A 16,093-nucleotide genomic window follows, 5' to 3' on the forward strand; every position below is an offset into this window, starting at 1 on the left:
TATTGATCGATCAATCAATATATGTTGGGGTTTTGAAGGGAGATGTTGCAGGAAGTGCGTGATTACAAAAGAGATAGAGACTCGGATCTTACTAGAAAGGCGATCCTTGACGCGGCGGAAAAGTTATTTTCCGAGCGCGGATTTGCAGGCACTTCTATGCGTGACATCTCCGAGGCTTCCGGCGTTTCTCAAGCGCTCATCCATCATCATTTTGGTAGCAAGAAAATGCTTTATCACGAGGTTAAAAGGCTAGCGATTGAGCGATTCTGGGAAAGGTGGTCTCATAGGTCGGTTGCCGAAACTGATCAAAATATCAAACCCGAACGGTTTCTTTCAGAAGGCATTGAGTCTTTTTTTTGGTTTGTAAAAGATAATGAAAACATCATTCGGCTTAGCATATGGGCTTGTCTGGAAGGCGATACAGATTTATGGCCAGGAGAAAAAGAAAGCATAGAATTGCTTGCTCAAGAAGTTGCGAAAGCTCAGGAAGCTGGTGTAATAAATCCCGCTATCGATCCTCACATGTTCACTCTTATGATAGAAGCGGTCACCATTTTCTGGTGGCAGTATAGATCTAACCTTGTAAAGCTTTTTGGAGACGAAAAAGAAAAAAATTTAGATAAGGCGATCGAAAATCTAGACCGCCGATACCTTGATAATGTATTAAAAGTTTTTATAAGTTACAAAGTTGGGGCTTGGCACGAGGAAGGGGAAGAAGGGAAATAGGCAATGGCTATAGAAGGGTAGGGGCTTATGGCGGAAGTTGCATGCAGGGATGTAAAGCCGGACAAGCTAGAGCGATCCATCCAGGAAGCGGTGGAGTGGCTTAAGGATGCTCAGAAGCCAGAAGGATACTGGATGGGATGGCTCGAGTCTAATAGCTGCATGGAAGCGGAATGGCTCCTCGCTTTCTATCTGCTGGGTATTGATGATCCCGTGAAGAAAGAAGGTCTGATAAAAACCATTCTTGATGCTCAAAGACCTGATGGTTCCTGGGAAGTTTATTATAATGCTCCAGCAGGCGATATTAATGCCACGGTTGAATGCTATGCTGCTCTCCGTTCGGCTGGCTTTTCGGCTGATCATCCAGCTCTTCGTAGGGCTCGTGATTGGATTCTTTCCCATGGAGGGGTAAACTCCGTAAGAGTTTTTACTCAATACTGGCTTGCTCTTATTGGTGAATGGCCCTGGGAAAAAACCCCTACCATACCGCCAGAATTTATTTTTGCCCCACATTGGTTCCCCATAAACATTTATGAATTCGCTTCGTGGGCTAGAGCTACTCTCGTGCCTTTAATGATTTTGTGTGCAAGACGTCCGGTTAAGCATCTTCCACCAGGTTTGCGGCTTGATGAGCTTTTCCCGGATGGGCGTGATGTTATAAAGCCAAGCCTGAAGAAGCCGGATCGGCTTTTCTCATGGGATAGTTTCTTTTACTGGATTGACAGAACATTTTCTCGTTACAACGCCTTTCCGATAAAAATAGGAAGAGAGACGGCTATAAAGCTTTGTCTTGAATGGATTATTCGCCATCAGGAAGTTGATGGAGCCTGGGGCGGTATTCAACCTCCCTGGGTGTATGGGCTTATTGCTCTTAATATCGAAGGCTTTCCTTTAGATCATCCCATCATGGCAAAGGGACTAAAAGCTCTGGATGAGCCTCACTGGTCCTACTGGAAAGATGGTGGTTGGCATATTCAGGCAAGTAATTCTCCTGTTTGGGATACTGTGCTTGCAATGGTCGCTTTACTGGATGTTGGTATTGATTACCCATCTGTAGCTCCCATGTTGAAATCTGCTACTCAGTGGGTTCTTGAAAACCAGGTGCTCGAAAAAGGCGATTGGTATTACAAAGCCAAATCAGAACCTGGTGGATGGGCTTTTGAAATGGCTAATCGGTGGTATCCCGACGTCGATGATACGGCGGTTGCGCTGATAGCTCTTGCCAGAATGCTTCCAAGCCTTAGTAGTTCCCACGCTCAACGTGTCCGCACCGCTCTTGTCAAAGCAGAACAATGGGTTAGAGCCCTCCAGTCTTCAAATGGTGGATGGGCGGCTTTTGATAAAGACAACACGAATTGGTTAATCACACGTATTCCTTTCTGCGATTTTGGTGAAGTGCTTGATCCTCCAAGTGTAGATGTTACGGCTCATGTTGTGGAAGCCTTTGCCACTTTAGGAAGAACGGCTCAGGATACGGCAATAAAAAAAGCCCTTAGCTACATCAAATCCGAACAGGAAAAAGACGGAAGCTGGTTTGGGAGATGGGGAGTTAATCACATATATGGCACATCGGCAGTCCTTCAGGCTTTGAGCGTTCTGGGAGAAGATATGAATTCTCTTTACATTCGTAGAGCAGCCCACTGGATAGTAGAACATCAAAATGAAGATGGAGGATGGGGAGAAACTCCAGCATCTTACATGGATCCCACTTTAAGAGGTGTTGGGCCCAGCACGCCGTCCCAGACTGCCTGGGCAATCCTTGGTCTAATTGCTACTAAAGATCGCCGTTACGAAGAAGCCGTTCGTAGGGGGATTGGCTTTCTTGTAGATACCCAAAGGGATGGCACGTGGGATGAGCCATATTACACGGCTACCGGTTTCCCTGGGTATGGACATGGAGCCAGAACAACTCTTGATGAGAATGGCAAAACGCTTGAGCAGGGGGTTGAACTGAGTCGGGGCTTCATGATCAATTACAACATGTATCGGCACTACTTCCCGCTTATGGCTCTGGCAAGAGCCAGAAATTATCTTTCCGCCTAATATCAAATCGGTCGTAAATATTGCGTTTTACGTTTTTAACTTGAACCAATACCTTCTACTTGGCTTTATTCGCTCTGAATTTTATATCCTCGCGGAGTAATCATCCAGCCGTTCCATACATAGGTCTGGCTATTACCAACGATGATAACAGAATGCATGTCAACGTCTTCTATTGGTATTGTATCAAGAGAACAAACTAGAGATTTTTGACCTTCTCTCATTGCTCGCCATATAATTCCAACCGGCGTTTCAGGCGATCTGTGGGTTTTAATGACGGATATAGCTTTTTCCAGCAAGTGAGGCCTGGTGGCACTTCTGGGATTATACAGCACGATGATGAAATCCCCTTCAGAAGCCAGGTTAATCCTTTTTTCAATCAGTTCCCACGGAGTAAGGTGATCACTTAAGCTAATGGAAGCAAAATCGTGCATTATTGGGGCTCCCAATATGGATGACGCTGCGTTAAGGGCAGACACTCCAGGAATAATCCTAACCTCGATGGATTTGCAATTTTCCTTGTTTATGGACTCTCGCGCTGCCAAAATTCCACTTTCCTTGCACAGTTCCAGCACAAGGCCAGCCATACCGTAAATTCCTGCATCGCCACTGGACACCAGAGCAACATCCTTTCCTTCCAAGGCTTTTTCGATGGCGATACGACATCTTTCCACTTCCTGACGCATGCCCTTGCTGATAAAAGTCTTAGATGGAAATAGATGCCGAATAAGTGAAATATAAGTTTTGTAACCGACAATAATATCGGCAGATTTCAACGCATCCATAGCTTCAGGGATCATGTATTCTGGGGCTCCGGGTCCTAAGCTGACAATTGAAAGGGAACCCGTGCTATTGCAGCCGTTGCGTTTGCCGATTTGGTCTTCGGCACTATCAGCTGAGCTGAGGGGTTTAGAGCTATCGGTGCGGCTTCGCATACTCCTTTTACTCCTATGTGTTTTTTCACGATTTCTGATGGGTTTAAGACAGATACGGTATCAAGGCTTTTTATGGAAACAAAAAAGAGCGGGACACCCAGCCTTTCGGAAGCTTCTTTGAGTCCTGCCTCATCCTGTTTAATTTCAACTGAGACGAGAGCCTGAATAGACCCGATGAAAAGCCCTTCTTGCTGTAAAACCTTCTTTATTAGCGAGACTATTTCGTCTGCCGATGTGCCTCGGTTACAGCCTATTCCAACAATAAGATTTTTGGGATGAAACCGAAGGCATCTGAGATCTTCTGGAGGAAGTCTTTCTGAGACCCATATTCCGTAAGTATTAACCTTCCGCAGCAAGGAAGATTCCGGCACGCTGGTTAACGATGGATAGTCCTTTGTAAGCTGAGAAACAATACGACTTTCGGGGTCAAATATCCACATAGGCTCATCGTCTAAAAGACGTCTCATGGTAGCGGCAAGACTTATCGACGGATCGTCAGGATGTTCTACGATAACAAGCCCATTGTCTCGTGCCAGTAAATCGAGAGCTATCTTACCTTTTACGTCAGATGATGTTGTGATAACAGGAGTTGCTCCCAGAAGTTCCGCCATTCGCTGTGCCCAGGCATTAGCACCGCCATAATGGCCAGAAAGAAGGCTTATAACAAACCTGCCTTGTTCGTCTATAACTAATACGGCAGGATCGGATTTTTTATTTCTTATAAGAGATGCAACAGTGCGGACTACAATACCGGTTGCCATTATGCAAATGATCACATTGTGGCGATTCCAGATCTCGGGAAATACTGAAGAAATATTGTCAAATGGCCTGACCGCCGCCGAATAGCCTTTTAGGGCATTGTAGTTTTTTTGAAAGATATAGACGGTAGCGTTTTTCAGAATATCAGCAAGCCGTAAAGCCAGCTCTATGGCTTCTTTGGTTATTGCCACGATAGCGATTTGTTCACTGTCTTGCCTGTCTGAAGCCATGAGAAAAGCTACCGTCGTATAGAAGAGAGCGTTTGGTTTCGTCCAGCTTGCCGAAGACTTCTCCCACAAGTATCAATGCCTGGCGAGTAATTCCCTCATCTTTTACTTTTTGAACGATGTTTTCTAGAGTGCCGCATATGAAGGCTTCATCGGGCCATCCAACTCGATAAGCAACAATTACGGGCGTGTCGGAAGGATAGCTTTCAGAAAGGTTATCAACGACTCGTTCAATGGATTGCACGCTCAAATATATAGCAAGCGTTGCTCTGTGAGATGCAAGAGATTTAAGAGATTCTCTCTCCGGCACAGGGGTTTTCCCGCCGAGTCTTGTTAGAATTAGAGTCTGGGAGCCCCCTGGCACGGTTAACTCTCGCTTCAGTTTTGCCGCTGCGGCGAAAACTACTGATACTCCCGGGACAACCTCGTATGGAATACCTTCTCGCTCAAGCAACGCCATCTGTTCGTGAATGGCTCCGTAGAGAGATGGATCACCTGAATGAAGACGAACCACAAGTTCTCCATTACGGTATCCTTCGACTATCAATGCGTGAGTATCTTCAAGTGTAAGGGAAGCACTGTCAATAAGAAGCGCTTGGGGTTTTGCAAAAGAAAGAAGCTTTTCTGACACAAGCGATCCAGCATAGATTATACGATCCGCTTCTTCTATTAATCTTTTGCCCTTGACCGTAATAAGTTCTGGATCTCCGGGTCCAGACCCAACAAAATAAACCGGAAATGTCATGTGGATCTCCCTTATGAGACAAGAAAAATCAGAGAACTTAAGTTCTTCGGTCATGCCCTCTTAAATGCATCTGCCAAATTGCCCAATACAACATGGTTGTAGCCATTCTTTAAAGTTTCGGATATCTCTTCTATGACCGTGTGTTTTTCCAGAAAAGCATCAACCACGTGTGGGTCAAAATGTCCACCTTTTTCCGATTGAATGATTTCCAATGCCTTTTCGTGAGACATGGGATCCTTGTAGGGGCGTTTTGACCTTAGAGCATCGTAAACGTCAGCTAGAGCAACAATGCGAGCTGGCAAAGGAATTTGCTCACCTTTAAGTCCTTCAGGATATCCCTTACCATCCCATCGCTCGTGGTGACTCATGGCGATTTCTATGCTCATAGCTACAAACTCATTAGAAGTATGTTTTGAATAAACATCTTTTAGCACCGATGCTCCAATCACGGTGTGAAGCTTCATTATGTCCATTTCTTCTGGAGTAAGCCGCCCTGGTTTTAACAGTATTGCATCAGGAATTGCAATCTTTCCGATGTCGTGAAGCGGGCTCGCTTCAAAAATTCTTTCGATGAACGTATCAGTTATGACATCCTTATACGGGCTTTTTTCAGCCAGTTGTTGAGCAAGCGTTTTAACATAAAGGCGCACTCGCTCAATGTGGTGTCCTGTGTTGTCGTCCCTGTATTCTGCAAGCTTTGCCATGGCGAATATCGTTGCTTTGTAAGCCTCCGTTAGTTTTGACACCTGCTGATGAACCAGCTTTTCCAGATGATTCGAATATAGTTCAAGCTCTTGCTGTGTTCTGTATAGCTTCAGGTGAGTTTCTACTCTGGCAAGAAGTTCATTTATTCGAAAGGGTTTGGCGATGTAATCCACACTTCCGAATTTGAACCCCTGAAGGATGTTTCTTTCTTCGTGTAAGCCGCTGACAAAAATGATCGGGATGTTTTTTAGGGCTGGATTTTCTTTTAAGCGCCTTGCTACTTCGTATCCGTTCATACCAGGCATGTTGATGTCTAGAAGAATAAGTTCCGGTGGATCTATTTCGCATGCTTTGAGAGCCATTTCTCCGTTAGGAACAGGTCTGGCAAGATAGCCCTGGAGAGACAGAAGGGAAGTTAGCATATCAAGGTTTTCCTTTGTGTCGTCCACTACAAGGATGTTACCTTTGAAGGGTTGATGTTGAGTCCCTTCATTACTGCCTTGGAATAGATTGTTTGCTAACATCCCCATTGGATTCTTTCCCTTTGGTTAGACTTTTATCCAGGGTTTCAATAATTTCGTTATAACGATAGTCTCTAGCCAGGTTGAGAAGTGAACTGATTAGTTCTTGACGTATTAGAGTGGAAGATGCCTTTAGTTTTCGGGTAAATCCCTGGATGTCCGCTCTCAGTATGAGACGTTTAAGTTCCTCAACGAGATCTTCTGGTATTTCTTTATCGTCCAATATGGATCCATCGGCCGCTTCTGGTTTGTAAAATTCCGATATAGTCTTGAAAAGCTCTTTTGGATTGACGGGCTTTAACATAAAAGCATCAGCTCCAGCCTTGAGAGCCTTTTCTTCATAGCCTGCATAAGCCTTGCCTGTGATGACTATGATCTTAACTGATTTATATTCGTTATCTTTTCGGATTTTTTCTATGCATGTGATTCCATTTATATCAGGCAACTCTATATCGAGAATGATGATGTGGGGCTTAAATACGAGAAGTTTTCCAAAAAGGGTTTTTCCATCCTCGGCATCTTCCACCCTAAGGTTAACACTTCGGCACCAATTTCTAAATAGTTCTCTAGTTCCGGGATCGTCGTCGCAGATGATAACTCTAAATGGTGGCATTGGGATGGCTTCTGATGAAAAATGTTGATCATTTATCGCTGTTTCTTCCAGGTGGTCGAGCGGAGTGGCTCTTTCCAATGGCATGCTTAAAGCGAATTAAAGTTCCCTTACCAATTTCACTTTCTACCGATACTTTGCCGCCTAAAAGCTCAACAAGTTTGTGGGCAAAATACAACCCCAGTCCGGTTCCTCCGAGTTTTGCTCCCGTTTTGGTCTGGTAAAAGGGGATGAAAAGGTTTTCCTGCTCTTCGGGAGATAAACCAGGTCCAGAATCATGAATATCAACAGATATTTTGATTTTCTTGTCGTCTGTTTCTTCCACTCTTGTCTCTACCTTAACTGTGCCCCCTTCGGGGGTGACTTTAATAGCGTTACTTAAGAAGTTCATCATAATCTGCTGGCATTTTAGTTTGTCCCCAATAACCCAGACATCTTCTTTGAAGTCGCCTTCCCAGTTGTACATGAACTGAAGGCGAATGCCTTTTTGAATGGCTCCGAGCTTTGCCGTCTGTGCAATTTCTTGGAAGCAATCCTTCACACTGAAAGGTTCGGGTTTTAAATCCAAAGTTCCTGCTTCTACCTTAGCAATATCCAGAACGTCATTTATGATTTTTATAACTAGCTCCCCGCCCTGAACAATGGATTGAAGAAAGTGTCGTTTGCCCTCAGGAATGGATGGGTCTTCGACCAGCATCTGAGCGTATCCCAGGATGTAATTTAAAGGAGTTCTTATTTCATGGGAAATGTAGGAGACATAACGGCTCTTTGCTTGACTGGCTTCTTCCGCTTCTTTGGCTTTCTGTTTGAGTTTAAGGTTCAGATCTGAGAGTTGACCGATAAATTGTCTTAAGCTGTGGATTATGATGGTCAGGCATAGAAGTGCACCAATCCCGAGAATGTAGGCCATCATATGCTGGACGCCTGCAGGTAAAGGTCTAGAATAGACCCAGAGTTGTCCAATTCCACCATGGAGATCAAAGTTTAACGCTTTACTTTCTCTATGCGGCTTGAGAGAGTCTATCTCCCCATCTTTCCACATCAGCTTCCATCCAGATCCATTTTCCCAGTAGAAAACCAGCTTTTCAGTTCTATTTGCCCATTCAAAACTTGCTAATTCGACAAATTTGCTTCTAATGCCAGCGTAGCGCTTAAATTCACCTAGTATTGTCCCATCTTTTACACAACCAATAACGTAACCTTCTTTTTGATTTTCAACCATTACGTTTCTTACAGAGCAAATCATTCCATAAGATGGCACAGGGAGATTTTCTTTTTTTGAAAACGCTTCCTCGGGGATACTTTCTAAAACTTCTGAAGAACCAACATAAGCGAGAATCTTTTGGTCATTATCAATAAGGATCATGGTATCAAGGCATATAGAACCCGGGATATTTTGGCAGTAACGTTCCTCAAGAGACTTTACAGCTTCCATTTTGGAAATCCATAATCCGTAGGCCTCGCTCATTCCCATACGTTTACTAATAAAGTAAGCAGCGACACGTATATCCGAGCTAAGATCTTTCATAATTTTGTCATATACAGTTAGCAGGAAATCAGTCTGGTTCTTTATATGCGTTGCTTCAGCGGTGAAGAGTTCTGAAAGCAACCTTTCTCGCTGCAACTCGGTTTTGAAGTTCACGAATAGAATATATCCAATGTAGCACAGTAAAAAGGCGCAAATAACGAATAGAATATGGATACTAGTTATTATTTTTCGCCTCATTCTTTGCTTGTCCTTGTAACTTCTGGAAAAATTCAGGGAAATAGATAGGTGCAGCTGGATAGTATTTTTCAATAAGCTTCATATAAAACCCGCTTTCCTGAATTTCTTTAAGAAATTGGTTGAAAGACTCTAGCATTTCCCTATCCTCTTTTCGGAAAGCACAAGCCATAGTTTGCTTTTCTGATACTGGACCTAATATTTTAATTTGTCCAGGCCATTTCTGAAGAGCAACAAAAGTATCAGGTGCATCCAGAATTATAACTTCTGAATCGCCTTTTATAACGACCCCAGCCAAATCGTTAAGAATTCCATCAAAGTATTTTACGGTAGCTATTTTATCTATACCGTAAAGCACAGGATCTACACATAAGCCCTTGATTCCCATAACAGTTCGGTTTTTCAATATTTCTTTTGTGGCTTTTATGTCTTTTTCCACATTACCAAAGGGGCTGATGGGAACAAGGGGCGATTTGCTGGACGTCACAACCCAAACTTGAGTTGGGAAAGTTGGGTTTGAGAAAGACACTATTTTTTCTCGCCATGGAAGAACTGTAAACCCAGTGCAAATAATATCGCCCTTAATGGGGACGTTATTTCCTAACGTGACTTCGTTGCCGGTTACGGAGATCTCTTTTCCGATAAGATCCGAAATTACGTTTTGCCACGATGTTTCTACATATTCGTAAGGTCTGCCTATTTTTTGAGCAAACAACTTCACGATTTCCATATCGAATCCTGTGCCGTATCCCGTATTAAAATTGGCGTAAGGAATGGCAAGGTGCCTTAACGGTGTGATGGATTTTCCGTTTTCGCTCCACGCAAAATGTGAAACCCCACTCGCCATAACCACGGCAAAGGATATAAAGACTATCTTTATACATCGGTAAGCTCTGCCCATTACCTACCCCCCAGGCTTGCAATTTTACTGCTGCCACAATATTCAAATTCTTTTTATCCTGTCAAGGTCGTTCGTGGAATGTGTTGTAAAAAAACATTGGTAGGAGCGCCCGGCATGAGCGTACTCCTGGGGTTGAAAGTCCTCCCATGAGTTGATCACAGCGAGCGAAGGGAAGCGCAACTGCCATATTACTAATGGCCACAGGGAACTGTAAAATTTCGAATGCATCGGTCGCCGAGAACAGGGTTAATTCCCTGTGTATCGGTCGCCGAGGACGGCGACCCTCCCAATATCCTACCGCCGCCTTCGGTCAAGCTGACCGCCCCTATCCCAACGACCGGTTCCCATCGCGCTGTCCACAATCCACAAAATGCCGTGAATGCGGTTGGGCATGACAACGAATTCTCCGTGGCACAATTTGATTCGCGCCCAAGACGTCCGCTTAACGGAACCATTCTTCGCGCACGATTCCCTATCAACCAATGTCGAAGGACGCCCGGCGCGCCCGTCTGGCAATGCAATTATTATGAACACATCATCCGCACTGAACAGGCTCTGACTTGAGTATTCCATGTTTGTCATCAGAGTATCGTAGGGGCATGGCATGCCATGCCCCTACTCATGATGCGCTATTTTAATCAACGATCTTGTTCCAGCGTAATCAAAACGCAAGGGCTTAAAAAGATTCCAAATAAAGGATAATTTCCGAACAGCCTATTTTTAACATCTTACCCCTATGGTTGCCCGTGGGGATGATATGTGATAAAAGCCCCTGCTGAGATATGGAATAGCTGGCATTTTATTTTTCTACTCGTGTGGAGGTTTTCATGGGACGGTATGTGAGGGTTCTAGCGGGGGATTCTATTTTACCTGTTATTAGAGATGAAGGGATCAAACTTAGTAACATCCGAATTGTTGCAGGTGCGGCTGGAGGACCTAAGTGGCTTGTTCTTTACCATTTTGATAGACATCTGGCTTCGCTCATCGTTCACCGTAAAATTGGAATGGATGGAACGCCTCTACATCTTATCGGGTCCTCTATAGGTGCCTGGCGGCTGACAGCTTTAAGTTCCAGAGATCCAGTTCGGACAATTGACGAATTTTTCGATGCCTATATAAGCCAGCGATATTCTCTAAACCCATCGGTTAAGGAAATAACTCTTGAGACATTGAGAATACTCGACAGATTTTTGCCGCAGGATAGGCGGCAGGAACCCTTTAAGAACCCTTTGTGCAGGCTTTCTGTTATTGCTGTAAGGCATGAAAAAGTAGGTTTTTCCGACGATACTTTTACTCTGACTTTCGCTGTGGCAATAATTGGACTTGCTAATTTAATAAAGCGTAGCGCCATGAGGTATTTCCTTAAAAGAGTGGTTTTTGCCGACCCTAGAGATCAGCTTCCAGTGGATTTTTCAAATGATCTGTTTTCGACAGAAATCATTCCGTTTTCCGAAAACAACATCCGGCAAGCTCTACTTGCTTCAGGATCCATACCCCTGGTTATGAAGTCAATTCGGGACATTCCCGGTGCACCTCCAGGTGTGTATCGTGATGGCGGGCTTATAGACTACCATCTCGATTTGCCCTACAGCCTTAATGACAACTCTTTTGTTCTTTACCCTCATTACACTGATCGGATTATTCCAGGATGGTTTGATAAGTATCGTCCCAGGATGCCGAGTCGTGCTAATATGTCTCGAGTCCTTCTTGTTTGCCCTACAAAAGCTTTGGTTGAAAGTCTTCCTGGTGGTAAGATACCCGATCGAAATGATTTCTATGCTTTTAAGGGCAGAGACGCTGATCGGCTGTCTTACTGGATGAAGGGAGTGGATGCAGGAAGGCAAATGGCTGAAGAATTCTTTGAAGCTGTGGAAAGCGGGAAAATTCGGGAGTATGTAGAGCCGATGAATTTCCAGCAAGGAGGGTAAAGGAATGGCACTGGAATTTTGGACTTTTCGAAGTGTTGCGCCTTTTAGGAATCCTCTCAAAAACTGGGAACTTGATGAACAAATGCTTGAATTCAGAAAAGATCCCCTTCTTGGGCATGTGAGCGTTTTCAGTCCTGCTATTCAGGGCAAGAAAGATATTCTCTTTCCTGCGCCAGATCCCTCTTATGTTCAGTCCATTGCTGATGCGACAAGACCTTCCTGTTTTCTTTGTGACGGCAAATGGGAGAAAATGACTCCAAAATATCCAGAAGATCTTATATCCGGTGGAAGGCTTCGAAAAGGCGAAGTGGTGCTTTTCCCGAACCTTTTCCCTACATCGTCCTATCATGCCGTTATTATGCTTGGGGTAGATCATTACCGAAGCCTTGACAATTTTCCAGAAGATCTTCTGTCGGACGCTTTTAGTGTGTCTTTAGAATTTGTCAGGACAGTTTTTCGCAAGGATCCACAAATGGTTTATGCCACCATCAACGCTAATTACCTGCCTCCTGCCGGATCCAGCGTTTTTCATCCTCATGTTCAGATTTTAATATCCCCTGTCCCTTCAACACATCAGGAAAGAGTTCTCCAGGCTTCTCGTCGCTATTACGACCAGAATGGTCGATCCTACTGGAAGGACTTGGTGGAAGTGGAGAGTGAAAAGAATGAGCGGTATGTGATGAAGCTTGGCGAGAGTCACTGGATTATGGCTTTTTCTCCAATTGGAACAAACGAAATACTTGGCATCTTTCCAGAAAAAGGCAATATTCTTAAATGGGAAGAGGATGATGTGGCGGCTCTTTCTCGCGGTGTGTCCCTGAGCCTTAAGTTTTACTACTCGTTGGGTTTTTCTACTTTTAACTTTTCGCTCTTTGGTAGCCCGCTTGGAGATGATTCTCCCTATTACGGTGCATTTATAAGACTTGTTTGCAGACAGAACTTTGTCCCACATTATCGCACCGACGACTATTATCTTCAAAAGCTTATGGAAAACGAGATTATTTCGACTACGCCTGAAGAATTAGCGAAAAGTTTTCGTGAAATGGTTGGCTAGAATATTTTATTTATGGTCTGGTGTAACGAAAAATCTTTGTTTGTTACGATACTGTGAGAAAATGCGACATGGAGGATATAAATTGAGGCACCCAAAATACATTTTCATCACGGGAGGAGTGCTTTCATCTCTTGGGAAGGGGCTGGCTGCGGCGTCTATTGGCGCTCTAATGGAAAGCCGGGGATTACGAGTGACTCTTCAGAAGCTAGACCCCTACATCAACGTTGATCCTGGAACTATGAACCCATACCAGCATGGTGAAGTTTATGTAACGGATGATGGTGCCGAAACTGATCTCGACCTAGGGCATTACGAGCGGTTTACTCATGCTGTAATGTCAAAAAAGAACAACTACACTTCAGGAAGTATCTACTTTTCTGTCATCAACAAGGAACGCCGAGGAGACTATCTAGGAAGCACTGTTCAGGTTATTCCTCACATTACTGACGAAATTAAGAATGCAATCCGAGGAGTTGTAAATGATGAGGATATAGTGATTGTTGAAATCGGCGGGACAGTGGGAGACATAGAGAGCCTGCCCTTTTTGGAAGCCATCCGACAGTTCAGAAACGATGTGGGACGTGAAAATGTCATTTATATTCATGTAACTCTTGTTCCTTACCTTAAAAGTTCGGGAGAACTGAAAACCAAGCCCACTCAACACAGTGTAAAGGAACTTCGCAGCATCGGTATTCAGCCTGATATTCTTCTGTGCCGAACCGAACGCCATCTTTCATCAGACCTCAAAGCTAAGATTGCCCATTTTTGTAATGTCGAACCCGAATCAGTTATAACAGCCATTGACGTAGATTGTATCTATGAGGTTCCTCTTTTACTCCACAAAGAAGGACTTGATGAACGCATTGTCCAGCTTCTAAACATCTGGACAAGATCCCCCGTTCTGGATGATTGGGAGAAGCTTCTTGCAAGGATTCGTAACGCCTCCAGAGATGTTCGTATAGGCATAGTAGGAAAATACGTGCATCTTAAGGAATCTTATAAGAGCCTTAACGAAGCCCTCTATCATGCCGGATGGGCACAGGATGCCAAAGTGGAGTTGGTTTATATAGACTCGGAGGAGGTAGAAAAAGAAGGAGGGGAAGCTCTTCTGGAAGGCGTTCACGGTATTCTGGTGCCAGGCGGCTTTGGAAATCGTGGTATAGAAGGAAAAATCAAAGCCATAAAATATGCTAGAGAAAACAAGATCCCCTTTTTCGGGATTTGTCTTGGTATGCAACTTGCCGTTGTTGAGTTTGCCAGAAATGTGGCTGGTCTTCACGACGCTCATAGCCAGGAATTTAACAGCCACACCCCTAATCCGGTTATCTATTTAATGAGAGAGTGGTTTGATTATAAGAGTCAGCAGCGAATTCGCCGTGATGAGATGTCAAATCTCGGGGGCACTATGCGGCTTGGCGCCTATCCATGTGTGCTTGAAGAAGGAAGCCTTGCCTTTGAAGCCTACGGCGTAAAGGAACTGTGGGAAAGACACAGGCACAGGTTTGAGTTCAACAACGAGTATCGAGAAATTCTCGAAAAGCATGGAATGAGATTTACAGGACTTTCACCGGATCGAAACCTTGTGGAAATTGTGGAATTGAAAGATCATCCCTGGTTTTTGGGCTGCCAATTTCACCCTGAATTTAAATCTCGCCCTATGGAATCTCATCCCTTGTTTTTTTCTTTCGTAGGTAGGTCTCTTGAATTAGCAGAGTCAAGAAAATGAAGAATCAATCGCTTTGGGATCAAATTAAACAAGGCAACAGTCTTTTCCTTATAGCTGGCCCGTGCGTAATGGAAAGTTATGAGTTGATGCTGGAAGTAGGGGAAAATGTTCGTGATCTTTGCCAGCAACTTGGGGTGCTATACATTTTTAAGAGTTCCTACGATAAGGCAAATCGAACTTCTATTAAATCTTTCCGCGGTCCTGGACTTGAAAAAGGCCTACAATGGCTGTTCAGGCTCAAACAAGAACTTGGAGTGCCTGTGTTAACAGATGTTCATTCCCCTAGAGAAGCTCACATGGCTGGAGAAGTTTGCGATGTGATTCAAATCCCAGCTTTCCTTTGCCGCCAAACCGATATCCTAGTAGCTGCTGCACAAACAGATCGAATTGTTAACATTAAAAAAGGTCAGTTTATGGCTCCCTGGGATATGGACAAAGTGATAGAGAAAGCTAGAGTTATCGGCAACGACCGAATAATTGTCACAGAAAGAGGAACCACTTTTGGTTATAACAATCTTGTAGTGGACATGAGATCAATTGCAATAATGAAAAACTTTGGAGTTCCTGTAGTGTTTGACGCTACCCACAGTGTTCAACAGCCTGGGGGATTGGGAGTCTGTTCCGGGGGAGATAGGCAATATGCTCCTCTATTGGCTCGGGCTGCTGTAGCGGTGGGGGCTGATGGAATTTTTATGGAAGTTCATCCAGCTCCTGAAAAGGCTCTGTGCGATGGACCCAACTCTCTCCGTCTTGAAGATGTTTCGCAATGCTTAAAGGAACTTGTGGCTATATTTGAAGTTATTCGTGGGAGGCAAATGCCAAAGAAAAGGCATTTATCTGATCTGTCTTTACAAAATGGATGAGAAACATGGATACTCTTGGAACTTACGAACATATTCTTATAGAACGCCTTGGGCGTGATAACATTGAGCGAGTCAAGAAGATTCGCCTTATGGTTTTTGATGTGGATGGAGTTCTTACGGACGGATCCATTATTTACCTCGACAATGGATCAGAAATGAAAATTTTCGATGTCCAGGATGGACATGGATTGAAACTTCTTATTAGAGCAGGCATTGAAGTGGCCTTTCTTTCAGGGCGCTATTCAAAGGTTACAGAGATGCGGGCCGAGGAAATAGGTGTTCAGTATGTGTATCAAAACATCAAGCGGAAATTAGAAGCTTACGAGGACATAACCAACAGGCTGGGATTCCAGGCTCAAGAAATTGGCTACGTGGGCGACGATTTAATAGATATTCCGGTTATGAGGCGTGTTGGATGGTCGGTAGCGGTTCCCAATGCAAGCGTTCACGTTTTTCCTTACGCTCACTATGTAACAAAAAAACCCGGGGGAAGAGGAGCCTGCCGGGAGGTTTGCGAAATAGTCCTTCAGGTAAAAGGTTTTTGGAAAGAGGTAACAAAACGATATTTTGAAGAATAGAGAAACTATATGTTAGTGGCGACATTTTTTCGGGTAAGGGATGGGTTCTAACCCG

At 44.1% G+C, this 16,093-nt stretch carries 14 protein-coding genes; 7 read left to right on the plus strand and 7 right to left on the minus strand.

Translation table 11 applies throughout. The annotated features are described in order from the left end of the window. Positions 1–54: 54 nt before the first annotated feature. Both WHS38_03170 and shc read left to right on the plus strand, forming a co-directional pair. Positions 55–726 carry a TetR/AcrR family transcriptional regulator gene (locus WHS38_03170; protein MEJ5299968.1) on the plus strand — a complete coding sequence of 224 codons (672 nt, stop codon included), beginning with the start codon at positions 55–57 and terminating at the stop codon, positions 724–726. A 27-nt stretch (positions 727–753) separates the two neighbouring features. After that, a complete protein-coding gene (shc, locus tag WHS38_03175) occupies positions 754–2,766 on the plus strand; it encodes a squalene--hopene cyclase (GenBank protein ID MEJ5299969.1) in 2,013 nt (670 codons plus the stop codon). 65 nt (positions 2,767–2,831) lie between these two features. Here shc and cobJ read toward each other — a convergent pair whose 3' ends face one another. Genes cobJ through WHS38_03210 form a run of 7 tightly spaced genes read right to left on the minus strand, consistent with a single transcriptional unit; the run spans position 2,832 to position 9,889 of the window. Beyond that, positions 2,832–3,563, minus strand: coding sequence for a precorrin-3B C(17)-methyltransferase (gene cobJ, locus WHS38_03180; protein MEJ5299970.1), 732 nt, complete (start codon positions 3,561–3,563; stop codon positions 2,832–2,834). Between the two features lie 20 nt (positions 3,564–3,583). Continuing rightward, complete coding sequence (locus tag WHS38_03185; GenBank protein MEJ5299971.1) at positions 3,584–4,687, minus strand: cobalamin biosynthesis protein; 1,104 nt, start codon at positions 4,685–4,687, stop codon at positions 3,584–3,586. Then, positions 4,662–5,429, minus strand: coding sequence for a precorrin-4 C(11)-methyltransferase (cobM, locus tag WHS38_03190; protein ID MEJ5299972.1), 768 nt, complete (start codon positions 5,427–5,429; stop codon positions 4,662–4,664). The genes WHS38_03185 and cobM overlap by 26 nt, the downstream gene beginning before the upstream one ends. Positions 5,430–5,479: 50 nt before the next feature. Next, the gene (locus WHS38_03195) at positions 5,480–6,664 is read right to left on the minus strand and encodes a two-component system response regulator (GenBank protein ID MEJ5299973.1); all 1,185 of its coding nucleotides are present in this window, start codon (positions 6,662–6,664) and stop codon (positions 5,480–5,482) included. Then, positions 6,627–7,268, minus strand: a complete 642-nt coding sequence (locus WHS38_03200) for a response regulator (GenBank protein MEJ5299974.1) — start codon at positions 7,266–7,268, stop codon at positions 6,627–6,629. The genes WHS38_03195 and WHS38_03200 overlap by 38 nt, the downstream gene beginning before the upstream one ends. A 28-nt stretch (positions 7,269–7,296) precedes the next feature. Continuing rightward, positions 7,297–8,991, minus strand: coding sequence for an ATP-binding protein (locus WHS38_03205; GenBank protein ID MEJ5299975.1), 1,695 nt, complete (start codon positions 8,989–8,991; stop codon positions 7,297–7,299). Next, a complete protein-coding gene (locus WHS38_03210) occupies positions 8,969–9,889 on the minus strand; it encodes a transporter substrate-binding domain-containing protein (protein ID MEJ5299976.1) in 921 nt (306 codons plus the stop codon). Before WHS38_03210 ends, WHS38_03205 begins: the two co-directional genes overlap by 23 nt. Positions 9,890–10,716: 827 nt before the next feature. Here WHS38_03210 and WHS38_03215 point away from each other — a divergent pair. From WHS38_03215 to WHS38_03235, 5 genes are all read left to right on the plus strand, one after another. Next, positions 10,717–11,817 (plus strand): patatin-like phospholipase family protein, encoded by a 1,101-nt coding sequence (locus tag WHS38_03215; GenBank protein MEJ5299977.1) that lies wholly within the window; start codon positions 10,717–10,719, stop codon positions 11,815–11,817. 4 nt (positions 11,818–11,821) lie between these two features. Beyond that, positions 11,822–12,871 carry a hypothetical protein gene (locus WHS38_03220; GenBank protein MEJ5299978.1) on the plus strand — a complete coding sequence of 350 codons (1,050 nt, stop codon included), beginning with the start codon at positions 11,822–11,824 and terminating at the stop codon, positions 12,869–12,871. Positions 12,872–12,953: 82 nt separating this feature from the next. Continuing rightward, the gene (locus WHS38_03225) at positions 12,954–14,597 is read left to right on the plus strand and encodes a CTP synthase (GenBank protein ID MEJ5299979.1); all 1,644 of its coding nucleotides are present in this window, start codon (positions 12,954–12,956) and stop codon (positions 14,595–14,597) included. Next, complete coding sequence (gene kdsA / locus WHS38_03230) at positions 14,594–15,460, plus strand: 3-deoxy-8-phosphooctulonate synthase (GenBank protein ID MEJ5299980.1); 867 nt, start codon at positions 14,594–14,596, stop codon at positions 15,458–15,460. Before WHS38_03225 ends, kdsA begins: the two co-directional genes overlap by 4 nt. Before the next feature lie 5 nt (positions 15,461–15,465). Beyond that, positions 15,466–16,038 (plus strand): HAD-IIIA family hydrolase, encoded by a 573-nt coding sequence (locus tag WHS38_03235; GenBank protein ID MEJ5299981.1) that lies wholly within the window; start codon positions 15,466–15,468, stop codon positions 16,036–16,038. The last annotated feature ends 55 nt before the right edge of the window (positions 16,039–16,093 follow it).

The sequence above is a fragment of the Thermodesulforhabdaceae bacterium genome, assembly GCA_037482015.1.
Taxonomy (GTDB): Bacteria; Desulfobacterota; Syntrophobacteria; order Syntrophobacterales; family Thermodesulforhabdaceae; genus JAOACS01.